The following is a 14,606-nucleotide window of genomic DNA, read 5'->3' as shown; positions in this document are numbered from 1 at the left end:
GCGCGGCCGGCGGGCCGCGGTCAGGCCCGGCCGTCGGCGCGGGCCGCCTCCCGGCGCCCGCGCTTGCCCAGCGGAGCCTGCGACAGGTCCTGGGCCTGCGACTTCAACTGCTTGAAGCCGTACCCGCGCTCGGTCAGCCAGCCCTCCGCCGCCAGCTCCGCACGGGCCGTCGCATCGAGGACGTCCTCCTCGGTCTCGCCCGATTCGAGGAAACGGAAGGTGAAGAAGGGACGGGCCGCGAGGTCGTACGTGAGGTGCCCCTCGACGGTGAACTCGGCACGCAGCATGTCGTGCTCGGGCGCGGCCGCGAGCAGCTCGGCCCGCTGGTCCCCGGTCAGACCGTCGAACGAGCCGCGGACGGTGATGCGGAAGGTACGGGTGCTCATCCCGGCAGAATAGATCGGGCGCCGCGCCCCATGCACCCGGATATCCGCCGGTCCGCCCCCGTCCGCCGGCCCGGTCCGCCCCCGCCCGCCGGCCCGCTCCGCCGCCGGGACGCCCGGCGGAAGGCCGCGTACCCCTGAAAGCCACGGCAGGCACCCGGTTTTGGATTGCCGGACGATCCTCAATACGATCCGGCGATGATCACTAGAAAACGGCTGGCGGCCGGGGCGTGCGGCCTGCTCGCCGCCCTGGCCGTCGGGCTCTTCCCGGCGAGCGCCACCGCCGCCGACGGACCGACGGCGAAGGAACCCCCCAAGGTCGATCTCGTCCTGGACGTCAGCGGCTCCATGCGGGCGACCGACATCGACGGCCAGTCCCGGATGGCCGCGGCGAAGCAGGCCTTCAACGAGGTCATCGACGCCGTACCCGCCGAGGTGCAACTCGGCATACGGACCCTGGGCGCGACCTACCCCGGTGAGGACAGGGCGCTCGGCTGCAAGGACACCAAGCAGCTCTACCCGGTCGGGCCGCTCGACCGGACCGAGGCGAAGACCGCCGTGGCGACCCTCGCCCCCACCGGCTGGACGCCGATCGGACCGGCCCTCCAGGGCGCGGCCCAGGACCTAGAGGGCGGCAACGCCACCAAGCGGATCGTGCTCATCACCGACGGCGAGGACACCTGCGCCCCGCTCGACCCCTGCGAAGTGGCGCGCGACATCGCCGCCAAGGGCATCCACCTGGTCATCGACACCCTCGGCCTGGTGCCCGACGCCAAGACGCGGGCCCAGCTGACCTGCATCGCCGAGGCCACCGGCGGTACGTACACCTCGGTGCAGCACAAGGCGGAACTCTCCAGCAGAGTGCGCCAACTCGTCGACCGGGCCGCGGACCCGGTCGTCAACCCGGTCGCGACCGAGGGCGCCAAGCAGTGCGAGGGCGCCCCGCAGCTGAAAGCCGGCCTCTACAGCGACCGCGAGACCTTCGGCGAGCACCGCTGGTACCGGGTGGACGTCCTCCCGGGCCAGGAACTGCGCGCCTCGGTCAGCATCGGCGCCGACCGGGCCGTCAACAAGGACTACGGAGTCCTGCTGCGCGCCACGACCGTCCACGGGCGCGAGATCGTACGAGGCTCGGAGGCCGGCGACGGGCGCACCGACGTCCTCTCGACCGGCCTGCGGTACCCGAAGGCCGAGATCGACGACGAGGACGCGGACGGAGACGCGAAGCCCGCGGCGGAGACCGTCTGCATCCAGGTCAGCAACTCCTTCTCCGCTCCCGCGTCCGTCAAGACCACCCCGGGCATGCCCGTCGAGCTGACCATCGACCTGGTGGACGGACCCGACGGGGCCTCCGACGTGGCCGCGTTCGGCCTCGGCCGCGGCTGGTGGCTGCTGGCCGTGCTGGCCCTCGCCGGACTGCTGGCCGGTCTGGTGTGGGGCTGGATCTCGCGCTGGCGCATCTCCGTCTGGAGGACCAACTGATGCGTACCGTACGCACACTGACCGCCGCCCTGCTCGCCGGAACCGCCGCCCTCGCGGTGGCGGGTACGGCCGTGGGCACGGCGGTCGCGGACACGCCCTCGGCGAGCCCCACCGCCACCCCGGCCAAGGGCACGGCCGAGTCCGCCCCCACCGAGGCTGGCACCAGCTTCCGTACCGCCGCGGCGTTCCGGCCGGGCCAGAAGGCCACGGCCGGCGCGTCCACCGGCGACTACCTCTACTGGGTGCTGCCGCTCGACGCGCAGCAGCGCGCCACGGTGAAGGCCGCGGTCACGCTCCCCGAAGCGGCGACCCGGCACGGTGCCTCGACCTGGCAGCTCGACGTGTACGACGGACTGCGGCGCCGGCAGGCGTGCACGTACGGCACGCAGAACGCGACCGCGGCGAAGGAAGCCGCCACCGTCGAACTGTCCTGCACCCTGCGCACCGTCCGGTCCGGCGCCGAGCCGTGGGCCAACGACCCGCTGCCGGGCAGCTATTACGTCCGCCTGACGGTCGTGGGCCTGCCGGAGGAGGACCTGGGCCTGCCGGTGCGCGCGGCGGTCGAGGCCGACGTGAAGGAGACCGGTGGCGTCCACGCGGTGGACGGCGCCCTCTCCACGCCCCTGGTCGCCGGCACCGTGACCGCGTCCCTGCGCGAGCCGGAGGACGGCTGGTCGGGCGGTTGGTGGTCGGACCGCTGGATCTGGACCGCGATGGGCGGGCTGCTCGCAGCCGCCGCGGGCATCTTCGGATACTCCCTGACGCGCGGCTCGGGCCGTCCGTCGCGGGTGCCGCACGGTGCCTGACCCGCTTCGGCAGGCCTGAGGGGTACCGAACGGCGGAGGCGGGGGCGGGCCGGGGGGCCCCGGAGCGGCCCCGGGCGGGGCGGGGGCGCCCCCCGCGCCGGGGTTGGGGGGCCCCCCCCAACCCCGCGCCGGTGCGCCCGCCGGGGGGCCCGCCCGCGCCCCCCGGCGGGGGGCGGCGGGGGGGGGCGGGGGGGGGGCCCGCGGGGGGCCCCCCCCGGGGCGGCCGGGGGGGGGGCCCCCCCGGGGGGGGGGGGGGCGCGCCGGGGGCCCCCCCCCCGCCTCCGTTCCGGCCGGCCGTTCTAGCCGAGGCGGGTCATGCGGGTGCCGAACGAGGGCTCGGCCATGTCCGTCTGGACCGCCACCGGCACGCTCTTGGCCCCCTCGCCCTCACCGACGGTCAGTACGGCGACCTCGGTGCCGGCCTTTGCGGAGTGCGGCAGCGGGGAAGGGCCGGCGACGAGCGACAGCTTCAGCTGCTGGCCCGGTACCCCGATCACGTTCAGGTCCTTGGTGGCCACGAGCGGCATCCGGCCGCCGAGCCCGTCGTCCAGGTACCCCACCGGCTGGCCCTTGCGGATGACCGGCGTCGACGCCAGGGCCCCCCGTACCGCCTTGATGATCTTCTTGCTGTTCTCCTGCACCAGAGCCAGGCTCTTCTCGGCGTTCAGGTCCGGGCCGTCCACACGCTGGTCCATCAGCGTGCCGAGGATCAGATGGTCCTTGTCGCCGACCGACTTGTACGCCGCCCACATCAGGGTCCCGCCGGCGGGCGTGCTGGAGCCGGTCTTGATGCCCACGACGCTCAGGCTGCGGTCCGTGAGCAGGACGTTGTTGTTGGTGAGCTTCTGGGGCAGCCCGTTGATGGCCGCGCTGGGCAGGACGACGATCGAGCGGAACGTCTCGTCCTTCATGACGGCCTCGGCGAGCTTGAGCTGGTCCGTGGCGGTGCTGACGGTGCCCGCGTCCAGACCGCTCGGGTCCGTGTACGTGGTGCTGTTCATCCCGAGCTCCTTGGCCGCGGCGTTCATCTTCTCGACGAACGCGGCCTCCGAGTCGGTGCCGGTGTCCCAGCGGGCCAGCAGCCGGGCCACGTTGTTGCCCGAGGGGATCATCAGCATCTTGAGCATGTCCTGCTGGCTGAACTTCTGGCCGACGGTGAGCCCCGAGATCCGGGACTCGTTCTCGGAGGTGCCGTCCGCCACGGTCTTCTCGTCGACCGTGATCTCGGGGCCGGGGTCGCTCTTGCGCAGCGGGTGGCCCTTGAGGATCACGTAGGCCGTCATCACCTTGGCGACGCTGGCGGTCGGGACGGGCTTCTGCTCGCCGAAGGTGCCGAGGTCGCCGGAGCCGACGACGCGAACGGCCCCCTGGCCCTTGCCGGGCCAGGGCAGGGAGAACTGCCCGTCGACGGTGAGGCCGGTTTCGGCGGCGACCATCTGCGGGGCGGGCAGGGGGCGCAGCATCTGGGCGGCGACGTACGCGCCGGCGAGGACCAGCAGGATGGGCGTCCACACCTTGACGCGGCGCAGGGCGGTCCGGCGGGGGGTCTCCGGCGTGGGAGGGGTGTTGGTGAGCTCGGCGAGCAGATCGAGCGCGGGCAGCGGCCGCGGGGGTGCCTCCGGCGGCCGGGGCTGGACCCGCGCCGCCGGCTTCGCCTCCGGCGCGGCGGGCGGGGGGACGTCGAGGTCCTTGAGCGCCACGAACTCGCTCGTCCGCTCGGCGTCCGCGTCCGCCCGCGCCCAGGCGGGCACCCTCGGAGAGCCGCCCGACGCGACCCGCCGCGGCCTGGGCACGGCGATGACCTGCGTAGCCTCCGCCCCGGCCCCACCCGCGGCCCCACCGCCGTCGACCTCCGTTCCGGCCCCAGCCTGAGCCTCTACCCCGCCTTCGGCATCGCCCTCGGCTGCGGCCGCGGCGTCGGACTCAGGCTCAGCCCCGGATCCGGTGTCGGCCCCGGCCCCGTGGGCCGAGGGTGCGGCCTTGGTTGCGGCTTCGCCGGCAGCATCGGCTTCCGGTTCGGCCTCGGCCTGGGCCTCCGCCCCGCCTTCGGTATCGCCCTTGGCTGTGGCGGGGGTTCCGGTCCCACCTGCGGCTCCACCGGCAGCGTCGGCTTCCGTTTCGGCCCGGGCCTGAGCCTCCGCCCCGCCCGTGGCGTCGCCCTCGGCGCCGGCCAGGGCCGCGGCTGCGGCCGCGGACTCAGGATCAACCCCGGCCACGGTCCCGGTCCCGTGGGCCGAGGGTGCCGCCTGGGTTGCGGCTTCGCCTGCAGCGTCGGCCTCCGGTTCGGCCTCGGCCTGGGCCTCCGCCCCGCCTTCGGCATCGCCCTCGGCCGGGGTCCCGGTCCCGGCCACGGTCCCGGTCCCGGCCACGGTCCCGGTCCCGGCCACGGTCCCGGTCCCGGCCACGGTCCCGGTCCCGGCCACGGTCCCGGCCACGGGGGCCGAGGGCGCCGTCTGGGTTGCGGCTTCGCCTGCAGCGTCGACCTCCGGTTCGGCCTCGGCCTGGCGCCCCACCTCGCCTTCGGCGTCGCCCTCGGATGCGGCCGGGGTTCCGGTCCCGGCTGCGGTTTCGGCGTCAGGCTCAGCCCCAACTCCGGTGTCGGCTCCAGCCACGTGGGCCGAGGGTGCGGCCTGGGTTGCGGCTGCGCCGGCAGCGTCGACCTCCGGTTCGGCCTCGGCCTGGCGCTCCACCCCGCCTTCGGCATCGGCCAGGGCCTTCGCTGCGGCGGGGGTTCGGGTCCCAGCCGTGGTTTCGGCCTCGGGCTCAGCCCCGGCCGCGGGTTCGAGGACCTCGGCGTCGGCCTCGGGTTCCGCCTGCGCCCCGGGCTCAGCCGCGGCCTTGCCCTCGGGTGCGGCCTCGGCTTCAGGCTCCGCCCCGGCTTCGGCGTCGACCTCGACCTCGGCCTCGGGCTCCGATTCGGCCTCGGCGTTGGTCTGAGGCTCAACTTGAGCTTCAGCTTCGGCCTTGGTGTCGGCCTCGGGTTTCGTCGGGGTCGCGGGCCCGGTTGCGGCCTCGCCCGCAGCCCCGACCTCGGCCCCGGCTTCGGCGGCTTCGCCATCGGCGTCGGCCTGGGGCGTGGCCTCGGCTTTGGCCCCGGCCCCGGTCTTCGCCTCGTCGCTGCCCCTGCTGTCGGGGGCGACAACGGGCTCCGTCTCCGGGACGGTGGTCCCCTGTTCGATCTCCGGGTCGTCCGAGGAACCGCCCGCCACCGTTACCGCCTTCATCCCAGCCCCGCCTTGCTGCTCACACCGTTCCGATACTGTGCGGCGGGGCCCCGAGGAGCCCCGCCGCACTGCTAGATGTCGGTCGCGACCCCGCTCGTTCCGTGTGCTTGATCCTGTGACAGTTCGGTCACATTCGATTGAGTACGCCTACTCATGACCGTGGCTCCCCGCCCGTCGACCATGGACCGCACCACCACCGCCGCACTCGAACGGGGCCGTCCATGCTCAGCCGAATCGCCGCCGCCCTCGTCCCCGCCTTCGGGAGGCTGACCGTCACCGCCGACCCGGGCGCGCGGCCCGCCGCGCCCAGCATCCTCGTTGCCAACCACACCTCCCTCGCCGATCCGGCCGTCGTGGTCGCCGCGCTGCGCCGGTACGGGATCGAGCCGGTCATCCTGGCCACCGGCGGCCTGTGGCGCGTACCCCTGCTCGGCTCCGCGCTCCGGCGCGAGGGGCACATCGCCGTCCACCGCGGCACCGCCCGCGCCGCCGACTCCCTGGACGCCGCCGCCGTCGCCCTCGCCTCGGGCCGCAGCGTGCTGCTCTACGGCGAAGGCGGCCTGCCGTCGCGCCGCGACGCGGGGGAGGCGGCCCCGGGCCCCTTCCGCAGCGGCCTGGCCCGGCTCGCCGCCGCGACGGGGGCTCCCGTCGTACCCGTCGGCCAGGCGGGATCCCGCCGCCTGTGCTCCGGCAGCAGCGCCAAGCAGCTCGCGGGAGTGGTCACCGCCCCGCTGCGCAGGCCCTGCCTGCACGTGCACATCGGCTCGCCGCTGCACCTCCCCGACCGGGTGCCGGAGGCGACGGACCGGGCCCGACGGGCCGTCACGGCCGCCTGGCGGACCGCCGCGCTCGCAGCCGGGGAGGCGTGCTCGGGAGCTTCGTCCTAGCGGGTGGTGGAGTGTCCGAGGACGGCATGGGCGGCGGCCTGCCGGTCGGCGTCCGTGTCGATGAAGGACACCACCACCGGGCTGCTGCCCGTCGGCCCGCCGGAGGTCGCACGCAGCCGGTAGCGCTCGACGCGCACGGCCTCGCGGGCGAGCGGGCCGCCGCCCGCGAACAGGGACAGCGGCTTGACGTCGTTGGCGACGCGGAACTCGGCCGGGCGCCACGCGCCCGAGGCCTGGTCGAAACGTTCCAGCAGGAAACCCGGCCCGCTGCCCGGCTGGTCGCCGGGTTCGCCGACCAGGGACTCCATCTGGAAGGCGACCAGCAGATGCCGGTACTCGGCGGTGTTCCCGTTCCGCAGGGTCACGGTGAACTCCTGCGCGGCGCCCCCGCGTACGAGGGCGAGCCGGCCGCCCCGGGTGTCGACCGCGACGGTCAGCCGGGTCGGCGCCGGGGGCGGCGTCGCCGCCCGGGTCGTGGGCGCGGCCGGTGACGTGGAGGAAGCGGAAGGAGAGGCCGGAACGGACGCGGAGGCAGAAGCCGAGGCGGAGTCGGCGGCCGCCGACTCCGACGCGGAGGCGGACGCCGGCACCTGGGCGGAGGCCGGGACCGAGGCCGCCGCCGGGCCCTCGGCACCCTTGTCCCCGCACCCGGTGGAACCCGCCAGCAGGACGGCGGCGACGGCCGCGGCGGACAGGCCCCTGCGGGGGCCTCGGGTAGCGGGCATGAGATCGGTTTCCCCCAGGGTCGGTCGGCCGGGGTCGGCCGGCTTCCGCAGGAACCTAGCAATCACCTGACCGGCCGACGAGCCCGATCGGGCCTCGGGGCGGCGACGGTTCGGTCACGGAAACCCGGCCGGCGGTGACCAGGTCGTCGACGGGACACGGCCGTCTCGCGCGGTACCGGCCCACGTGTCGAAATGGGAAGGACAGCTCCGACGTCCCATGCGAGAGGCTCCCGGTCCAGGAGCCCGTGAGCAGAACACGTAGAACACAAGGAGTGGCACCCCATGAAGTACATGCTGATGGTCCTCGGGAAGCAGGCCGACTACGACGCCATGTTCGGCAAGGCGGACAGCGGCGGCCCGGCATGGTCCGAGACGGAGCTGAAGGCGATGTACGACCACATGGGCGCCCTGAACGCCGAGCTCGTCGAGTCGGGCGAGTGGGTCGACGGACAGGGACTCACCGAACCCCGCCAGGCCCGCCTGGTGACCGTGGGCGCCGACGGTGCCCCCGTGATCTCCGACGGACCGTACGGAGAGGCCAAGGAGGTGCTCGCCGGCTACTGGATCGTCGACGTCCCCGACTTCGCCCGGGCCGCGGAGATCGCCGCCCGCGCCTACGCCTGCCCGGCCCCCGAGGGCGCGCCGAACTACCCGGTCGTGGTCCAACCCGTCGACACCGCCTCGGGAACCGAGATGTGAAGACGGCCCCCACCCCCGCGGACGAGGACCTGCTGCGCCGGCTGGCGCCGCAGGTCCTCGGCGCGCTCGTCCGCCGCTACGGCAGCTTCGACACCGCCGAGGACGCCGTACAGGAGGCCCTGCTCGCCGCCGCACGGCAGTGGCCCCGCGAAGGCCGCCCGGACAACCCGCGCGGCTGGCTGATCCGCGTCGCCTCCCGCCGCCTCACGGACCAGCTGCGCAGCGAGGACGCGCGCAGGCGCCGCGAGGAGACCGCCGCCGCGCTGACCCCGCGTGACGCGTTCGTGGAGCCGCCACCGGGGGAGCGCGCCCCGGCCGAGGACGACACCCTCGCCCTGCTCTTCCTCTGCTGCCACGCGGAGCTGTCCCCCGAAGCCCGGATCGCCCTCACCCTGCGCGCCGTCGGCGGCCTCACCACCGCCGAGATCGCCCGCGCCTTCCTGGTGCCCGAGGCCACGATGGGACAGCGGATCAGCCGGGCGAAACGGCGCATCAGGGCCGCGGAGGCACCGTTCGGCCTCCCACACGACGGGCAGGACCGAGGGCGGGACCGGGGGCGGGACCTCGACCCGGACCACGCCGAACGGCTCGCCGACGTGCTCCACGTGCTCTACCTGATCTTCAACGAGGGCTACACCGCCACCTCGGGCCGCGATCTGCAGCGCGCCGACCTCGCCGCCGAGGCGATCCGCCTCACGCGCGCCGTCCACGCGCAGCTGCCGGACGACGGCGAGGTGGCCGGCCTGCTCGCCCTCATGCTCCTCACCGACGCCCGCCGCGCCGCCCGTACCGAGCCCGACGGCAGCCTGGTCCCCCTCGCCGAGCAGGACCGCTCCCGCTGGGACCGCGCCGCCATCACCGAGGGGGTCGCCCTGGTCAGCGACGCCCTCACCCGCACCCCGCTCGGGCCGTACCAGCTGCGCGCCGCGATCGCGGCCGTCCACGACGAGGCGGCGAGCGACGCGGACACCGACTGGGCGGAGATCCTCGCCCTGTACGAGGTGCTGATGCGGCTCGTCCCCGGTCCCGTGGAACGCCTGGGCCACGCCGTCGCGGTGGCCATGGTGCACGGGCCGCGGCAGGCCCTCGACCTGCTCGCGGCGCTGGACGCGGACGAGCGCCTCGCGGGCCACCACCGCCTCGAAGCCGTACGGGCCCACCTGCTGGAGATGGCGGGCGACCGGACGGCGGCGCGCGCCGCCTACGCGAAGGCCGCCGGACTCACCCTCAGCCTCCCGGAGCGCCGCTACCTCCAGTCCCGGGCCGCCAGGATCGCCGAATGAGCGGGGCGTCCGCATTGCGGACATGGTCCACGGCTGTCACACCCCCCGATTACTCTTGATCACGTGAGCCCGACCCCTGACGACCACTCCACGGCCGAACGTTCCCTCGCCGAGATCAACGCCGACATCCGCTGCCTCTTCGCCCGCGCCGAGGGCCGCCTCTCCGACGCGGAGCGGATCCGGCACGCCGCCCTGCTGCAGGAGTGGGCCGCGGCCATAAGGGCCTCGGTGGTTCCGGCCGCGTAGCGACCGTGGGCCGGCGGTGACCGCGGCCGCGTCCGCCCCTGCGCGCCGGACCGATGCGCGCCGGACCGATGCGTGTCGGACCGATGATTCATCGCCCCGGCGGCAGTCTTCCCTACGAGCATCCGCACGTACGAGAAGGTGGACCATGAGCGTGAGCGACCTGCGCAGTCTCCTGGAGGCCCACGTCGCCGACGGATCACTGCCCGGCGCCGTGGGCCTGGTGGCCCGCGGAGAAGACGTCGAGTGCGCGGCCGTCGGCTCCCTCGACACCTCCGGCACCGCCCCCATGGCCCGCGACTCCCTCTTCCGGATCGCCTCGATCACCAAGCCGGTCACCGCCGCGGCGACCATGATGCTGATCGAGGAGGGGCCGCTCGGCCTCGACGCCCCGGTGGCCCGCTGGCTGCCGGAGCTCGCCGCGCCGATGGTCGTCCGTACCCCGTCCTCACCCGTCGACGACGTGGTTCCCGCCGACCGCCCGGTCACCGTCGCCGACCTCCTCACCTTCCGCGCCGGCTACGGCTTTCCCGCCGACTTCTCGCTGCCCGCCGTGGCCCCGCTGTTCAGTGAGCTCAAGCAGGGGCCGCCGCACCCCGGACAGGTCGCGGCGCCGGACGAGTGGACGGCGATCCTGGCGCGCATCCCGCTCCTGCACCAGCCGGGAGAGGCGTGGCTTTACCACACCTGCTCCGACATCCTCGGGGTGCTCGTCGCCCGCGCGAGCGGACAGCCCTTCGACGAGTTCCTGGCCGAGCGGGTCTTCGCGCCGCTGGGGATGCGCGACACCGCCTTCGCCGTGCCGCGGGAGCAGCGCCACCGGTTCACCAGCTCCTACCGGGCCGGCCCCGACGGCGGAGCCCCGGAGCTGGTCGACGCGCCCGACGGCCAGTGGAGCAGCCCGCCCGCGTTCCCGTCCGGCGGCGGCGGGCTGGTCTCCACCGTCGACGACGTGCACGCCTTCGGCCGGATGCTGCTCGCGGAGGGCGCGTACGAGGGCGGGCGGCTGCTCCGGCCGGAGTCCGTACGGCAGATGACCACCGATCACCTCACCGCGCGCCAGCGCGAGGAAGCCACCCTGTTCCTGGAGGGCCAGGGCTGGGGATTCGGCGGCTCGGTCGACGTGACCCACCGCGACCCGTGGAACGTCCCGGGCCGGTACGGCTGGATCGGCGGCACCGGCACCGCCGCCCACGTGGTCCCCGCCACCGGGACGGTTACCGTCCTCCTGACCCAGCGGGAACTGACCGGCCCCACCCCGCCGCAGGTGATGCGGGACTTCTGGACCTATGCCGCCACCCGGCGCTGAGCGGCCCACTCCCGTCGGCTACGCCCCTCCACGGCTCCCGCCGCCGTCCCCCTCCTCCTCGGCGGTGGCGGCCGCGGCCGCGCGCTCCCGCAGCCGGAGCTTGTCCGGCTTGCCCCGCGCGGTCAGCGGGATCGTCCGCTCCCAGAACACCGCGGTCGGCCGGTGCGCCCGGGACAGTTCGTTCTCGACCAGGTCACAGGCCTCGGCGGCCGCCTCCGCCCCGGCGGAGAACCCGGTCGCCGGTACCAGGAAGGCACACACCTCCTCGCCGGTGAGCTCGCTGTGCCGGCCCACCACCACGGCCTGTGCCACGGCGGGATGGCGGGCGAGCGCCGCCTCGACCGGCACGCAGTACACGTTGTCCCCGTCGACCATCACCACGTCCATGACCCGGTCGTCGAGGTACAGATACCCGTCCTCGCCGAAGTGTCCGAGGTCCCCCGTCCGCAGCCATCCGTCCCGCAGCACCCCGGCCGTCAGCCCGGGCCGGCCCCAGTACCCGGCCATCATCGCCGCCGACCGCATCCACACCTCGCCGGTGTCACCGGCCGCCCGCGCCGCGCCCCGCTCGTCCCGCACCTCGACCTCCACCCCCGGGACCGGCCGTCCGACCGACGCGAGCAGCTCGGGCCGCCCGGCCACCGCGGCCTCGTGGTCGGCGGGGGAGAGGCGGCAGATCACCGCCGCCTCGTTCGTGCCGTACCCCTGCTGCCACCGGCCGCCCCAGCGGGTCACCGCCTCCCGCAGCCGCTCGGGGTGGACGGGCGAATCGCCGTACGAGACGCTCTCCAGCCCGGGCATCCCGGGGGCCGTCGCCGGGTCGGCCAGCAGCCGGTACAGCATCGAGGTCGTCAGGTACGTGGACACCGGCCCCAGCCGCAGGCAGGCGGCCGCGAACTCCCGGGTCCCGAAGGGGTCGAGGATCTCCACCCGCCCCCCGGCCCGCAGCTGCTCCAGGCAGCGCCCACCCGACCGCTGCGCGAGCGAGGTGACCGACAGGTACACCGACTCCGCCCAGCCCTCCGCGTGTACGGCGTTCCGCGCGGCCATCGCGCCGAAGGTGGAGGCCACCCCCTTGGGCAGCCCCGTGGTCCCGCCGGTGTACGTCACCCGCGCCACGTCGTCCTCCCGCGCCCGTACGGGCACCGCCGCCGCCTCGCGCCGGGCGGCCCGTCGGAGCAGCTCGTCCAGGGCGAGGCGCGGAGCCCCGGTGCCGGGCACCGCGACGTCGTGCACCACCAGGTCCGGCCGGCAGTCCCGCAGGATGAAGTCCAGCCCGTACAGGGCCGGTCCGGCGAGCACCTGGGTCAGCCGCGCCGCCAGCAGGTGCGCGGCGATCCGTACCAGCAGCACCTCCGGCCGGTTCGTGCCCGCCACACAGGCCAGCCCCGAACCGCGCCCGATCCCCTCCTCGGAGAGCACCGCGGACACCCGGCAGGCACCGTCCAGTACTTCCTGGAACTCCAGGACGACCGGGCCGGTCCCGAGCGCGGGACGCCCCGCGTACCGCTCCAACGCCCCGACCAGCTCCGTGACATATCGTGCGGCCACCACGCGCCGACCCGCCTCCCGTGCCCGCTCCACAGCGCCCGGGGCCAACGGCATCATGGACGGCATGACGACCGAATCCCGTGCTCGTTCATTCAGCGCCGCGGCCGCGCGCTACGCAGACCATCGCCCCTCCTATCCGCCCGCGCTCTTCGACACGCTGGCGGAGCTGGCCGGCTTTCCGCTGGCCGGCGCCCGGGTCGCCGACGTCGGGGCGGGTACCGGGATCGCCACCGCCCTGCTGGAGGCGCGCGGCGCCCGTGTGATCGGGGTGGAGCCCGGCGAGGGCATGGCCGCCGAGTTCCGGCGCCGCAACCCCCGGACGCCGCTCGTCCGCGCGGACGGCAACCGGCTGCCCCTGGCCTCCGGTTGCCTGGACCTGCTCACGTACGCACAGTCCTGGCACTGGACCGACCCGGCCCGTTCCGGCCCCGAGGCGCTGCGCGTGCTGCGCCCCGGCGGGGCGCTGGCGGTCTGGCAGAACGACCCGGACGTCACGGTCGGTTGGATCGCGGATCAGCAGGCGCGCCTCGAAGAGCGGTTCGGCCCGGGCTGGTACATCAACGAGCGCGCCCGCTCGCAGGAGGGGCTGCGCTTCACCGTCCGCCGCCTGGCGTGGTCGCGCCGCGTCCCCGTCGACACCCACCTGGCCAAGCTGTCCACGCACTCCCTCTTCCTCGTCGGCGAGCCCGGCACGGACGCCTTCCTCGCCGACGAACGCGCCCTCCTCATGCGGCGCTTCCCGGAGGGCCGGGTGGAGGAGCACTACGTCGTCGAGCTGAGTCTGGCCGTACGCGGCCCCGAGGTGCCGGAGCGGCCGATCGGGTGAACCGGCGGAACCTGTCGCCGGCCGGTGCGTTGATCAAGGCGCTCATCCACCATGCACTCGTGCGACATAAGGACCCATTGATGCTGAAGAAGATTCTGGCCACCGCCGCCGCCACCGCGTCCATCGTCGGCGTGGGCGCCGCCCTGGCCGCCCCGGCCATGGCCATCGGCAACGACCAGGGGGTCACCACGGTCAACGGCAACGGTTCCCAGCAGATCTACGGCAACCAGAAGACCCACGGCGACCTGAGCCCGCAGCTCGGCCTGGTCCAGGGCACCCTGAACAAGCCCTGCATCGGCCTGCCGGCGAAGCTCAACCTGCAGAACGTCCTTGCCGCCGGCCAGCTCGGCATCCAGGACGTCAACGTCCTGTCGAACCCGCAGAACCAGCAGTGCACCGAGAACTCCACCCAGGCCAAGGGCGACGAGCCGCTCTCGCACATCCTGAGCAACATCCCGGTCCTGTCGGGCAACATCTCGTCGGGCAGCTGACGCCGTCCCCTTGTACGAGCCGGGGCCTCCGACGCCTGCGCGAGTGCCCACGGGGCCCCGGCTTGTTCCACCCGGATCCGCGGATCCACCCCAGAACCGGCGCGCGCCGGCCCGACGGCCGTCACCGTGGGCACCGAACCTCACCTCGAAGAGCCTCCCGCCCGACCGGGCGAGAGGCTCTTCGGCGTACGTCAGAAGGGCTTCGTGGGAAGGTACTTCCCGTCCAGGGTGATGACGGCACGCTCGCCGCCCTCGGGGTCGGCGACCTTCTTCACGTCCAGCCTGAAGTTGATCGCGCTGATGATCCCGTCGCCGAACTGCTCGTGGACCAGGGCCTTCAGGGTGGTCCCGTACACGTGGAGCATCTCGTGGAAGCGGTAGATCGTCGGATCGGTGGGGACACCACCGGTCACCGGGCCGCGGGTCGGGATCGTCTGCAGGAGCAGCGCCGCGTCCCCGTCGAGGCCGAGCAGCCCGGCCACCGCGTGCGCCGCGGGCTCGGGGAGGGGGTGCTGGCCGAGCAGGGCGGCGGTGACGAAGGCGACAGACAGGCCGGCGGCGTCGGCGAGTTGCTGCCAGGTGAGGTCCTTGCGGGTCTTGGCATCGACGACGGCGACGGCCAGGGCCTGGCGGGCGGTGGGGTCGAACTGGGCGTGCGGCATGGCGGGACGTCCTTCGGGGGTGAGGGGGTTCAGAG

Annotated in this window: 14 protein-coding genes; 9 read left to right on the top strand and 5 right to left on the bottom strand. The window is 74.6% G+C overall.

Annotated elements, in window-relative coordinates:
* Positions 1–20 precede the first annotated feature (20 nt).
* Positions 21–386, bottom strand: a complete 366-nt coding sequence (locus ACIPYQ_RS32835) for a DUF6204 family protein (protein ID WP_401257737.1) — start codon at positions 384–386, stop codon at positions 21–23.
* 195 nt (positions 387–581) lie between these two features.
* On the opposite strand from ACIPYQ_RS32835, the gene ACIPYQ_RS32830 reads away from it, so the two are divergent.
* Positions 582–1,865 carry a VWA domain-containing protein gene (locus ACIPYQ_RS32830; RefSeq protein ID WP_361766314.1) on the top strand — a complete coding sequence of 428 codons (1,284 nt, stop codon included), beginning with the start codon at positions 582–584 and terminating at the stop codon, positions 1,863–1,865.
* Entirely contained in the window at positions 1,865–2,671 is an 807-nt protein-coding gene (locus ACIPYQ_RS32825; RefSeq protein WP_401257736.1) for a hypothetical protein, read from the top strand. The genes ACIPYQ_RS32830 and ACIPYQ_RS32825 overlap by 1 nt, the downstream gene beginning before the upstream one ends.
* A 299-nt stretch (positions 2,672–2,970) precedes the next feature.
* Here ACIPYQ_RS32825 and ACIPYQ_RS32820 read toward each other — a convergent pair whose 3' ends face one another.
* Positions 2,971–5,895: a serine hydrolase gene (locus ACIPYQ_RS32820; RefSeq protein ID WP_401257735.1), complete on the bottom strand. Its 2,925-nt coding sequence runs from the start codon at positions 5,893–5,895 to the stop codon at positions 2,971–2,973.
* A gap of 221 nt (positions 5,896–6,116) precedes the next feature.
* Between ACIPYQ_RS32820 and ACIPYQ_RS32815 the strand changes: the two genes are divergently transcribed.
* Entirely contained in the window at positions 6,117–6,782 is a 666-nt protein-coding gene (locus tag ACIPYQ_RS32815; protein ID WP_401257734.1) for a lysophospholipid acyltransferase family protein, read from the top strand.
* Here the strand turns inward: ACIPYQ_RS32815 and ACIPYQ_RS32810 are convergent.
* Positions 6,779–7,507 carry a hypothetical protein gene (locus tag ACIPYQ_RS32810; RefSeq protein WP_401257733.1) on the bottom strand — a complete coding sequence of 243 codons (729 nt, stop codon included), beginning with the start codon at positions 7,505–7,507 and terminating at the stop codon, positions 6,779–6,781. The genes ACIPYQ_RS32815 and ACIPYQ_RS32810 overlap by 4 nt on opposite strands.
* Before the next feature lie 282 nt (positions 7,508–7,789).
* Here ACIPYQ_RS32810 and ACIPYQ_RS32805 point away from each other — a divergent pair, with 282 nt between their 5' ends.
* The 4 genes from ACIPYQ_RS32805 (at position 7,790) to ACIPYQ_RS32790 (ending at position 11,041) form a co-directional block, all read left to right on the top strand.
* Positions 7,790–8,206: a YciI family protein gene (locus tag ACIPYQ_RS32805; protein ID WP_362243052.1), complete on the top strand. Its 417-nt coding sequence runs from the start codon at positions 7,790–7,792 to the stop codon at positions 8,204–8,206.
* Positions 8,203–9,489: an RNA polymerase sigma factor gene (locus ACIPYQ_RS32800; protein WP_401257732.1), complete on the top strand. Its 1,287-nt coding sequence runs from the start codon at positions 8,203–8,205 to the stop codon at positions 9,487–9,489. The genes ACIPYQ_RS32805 and ACIPYQ_RS32800 overlap by 4 nt, the downstream gene beginning before the upstream one ends.
* Before the next feature lie 63 nt (positions 9,490–9,552).
* Entirely contained in the window at positions 9,553–9,735 is a 183-nt protein-coding gene (locus tag ACIPYQ_RS32795; RefSeq protein WP_361766778.1) for a hypothetical protein, read from the top strand.
* A 145-nt stretch (positions 9,736–9,880) separates the two neighbouring features.
* Entirely contained in the window at positions 9,881–11,041 is a 1,161-nt protein-coding gene (locus ACIPYQ_RS32790; RefSeq protein ID WP_401257731.1) for a serine hydrolase domain-containing protein, read from the top strand.
* An 18-nt stretch (positions 11,042–11,059) separates the two neighbouring features.
* On the opposite strand, the gene ACIPYQ_RS32785 is transcribed toward ACIPYQ_RS32790, so the two are convergent.
* On the bottom strand, positions 11,060–12,592 hold the full coding sequence (locus ACIPYQ_RS32785) for an AMP-binding protein (protein WP_401257730.1): 1,533 nt from the start codon (positions 12,590–12,592) through the stop codon (positions 11,060–11,062).
* 64 nt (positions 12,593–12,656) lie between these two features.
* Between ACIPYQ_RS32785 and ACIPYQ_RS32780 the strand changes: the two genes are divergently transcribed.
* Positions 12,657–13,418, top strand: a complete 762-nt coding sequence (locus ACIPYQ_RS32780) for a class I SAM-dependent methyltransferase (protein ID WP_401257729.1) — start codon at positions 12,657–12,659, stop codon at positions 13,416–13,418.
* Positions 13,419–13,498: 80 nt separating this feature from the next.
* The gene (locus ACIPYQ_RS32775; protein ID WP_401257728.1) at positions 13,499–13,909 is read left to right on the top strand and encodes a rodlin; all 411 of its coding nucleotides are present in this window, start codon (positions 13,499–13,501) and stop codon (positions 13,907–13,909) included.
* A 191-nt stretch (positions 13,910–14,100) separates the two neighbouring features.
* Here the strand turns inward: ACIPYQ_RS32775 and cynS are convergent, their stop codons facing one another.
* Positions 14,101–14,571, bottom strand: coding sequence for a cyanase (gene cynS, locus ACIPYQ_RS32770; RefSeq protein ID WP_401257727.1), 471 nt, complete (start codon positions 14,569–14,571; stop codon positions 14,101–14,103).
* Positions 14,572–14,606: the final 35 nt, after the last annotated feature.

This window comes from Streptomyces sp. NPDC090045 (assembly GCF_044747975.1).
Classification (GTDB): Bacteria; Actinomycetota; Actinomycetes; order Streptomycetales; family Streptomycetaceae; genus Streptomyces.
The sequence above is the reverse complement of the archived record's forward strand: the minus strand, read 5'-3'. Positions and strand labels throughout refer to the sequence as shown.

Coding starts and splice junctions, on each gene's coding strand:
- ACIPYQ_RS32835 (WP_401257737.1), bottom strand. CDS start 386: ATGAGCACCCGTACCTTCCGCATCACCGTCCGCGGCTCGTTCGACGGT.
- ACIPYQ_RS32830 (WP_361766314.1), top strand. CDS start 582: ATGATCACTAGAAAACGGCTGGCGGCCGGGGCGTGCGGCCTGCTCGCC.
- ACIPYQ_RS32825 (WP_401257736.1), top strand. CDS start 1,865: ATGCGTACCGTACGCACACTGACCGCCGCCCTGCTCGCCGGAACCGCC.
- ACIPYQ_RS32820 (WP_401257735.1), bottom strand. CDS start 5,895: ATGAAGGCGGTAACGGTGGCGGGCGGTTCCTCGGACGACCCGGAGATC.
- ACIPYQ_RS32815 (WP_401257734.1), top strand. CDS start 6,117: ATGCTCAGCCGAATCGCCGCCGCCCTCGTCCCCGCCTTCGGGAGGCTG.
- ACIPYQ_RS32810 (WP_401257733.1), bottom strand. CDS start 7,507: ATGCCCGCTACCCGAGGCCCCCGCAGGGGCCTGTCCGCCGCGGCCGTC.
- ACIPYQ_RS32805 (WP_362243052.1), top strand. CDS start 7,790: ATGAAGTACATGCTGATGGTCCTCGGGAAGCAGGCCGACTACGACGCC.
- ACIPYQ_RS32790 (WP_401257731.1), top strand. CDS start 9,881: ATGAGCGTGAGCGACCTGCGCAGTCTCCTGGAGGCCCACGTCGCCGAC.
- ACIPYQ_RS32780 (WP_401257729.1), top strand. CDS start 12,657: ATGACGACCGAATCCCGTGCTCGTTCATTCAGCGCCGCGGCCGCGCGC.
- ACIPYQ_RS32775 (WP_401257728.1), top strand. CDS start 13,499: ATGCTGAAGAAGATTCTGGCCACCGCCGCCGCCACCGCGTCCATCGTC.
- cynS (WP_401257727.1), bottom strand. CDS start 14,571: ATGCCGCACGCCCAGTTCGACCCCACCGCCCGCCAGGCCCTGGCCGTC.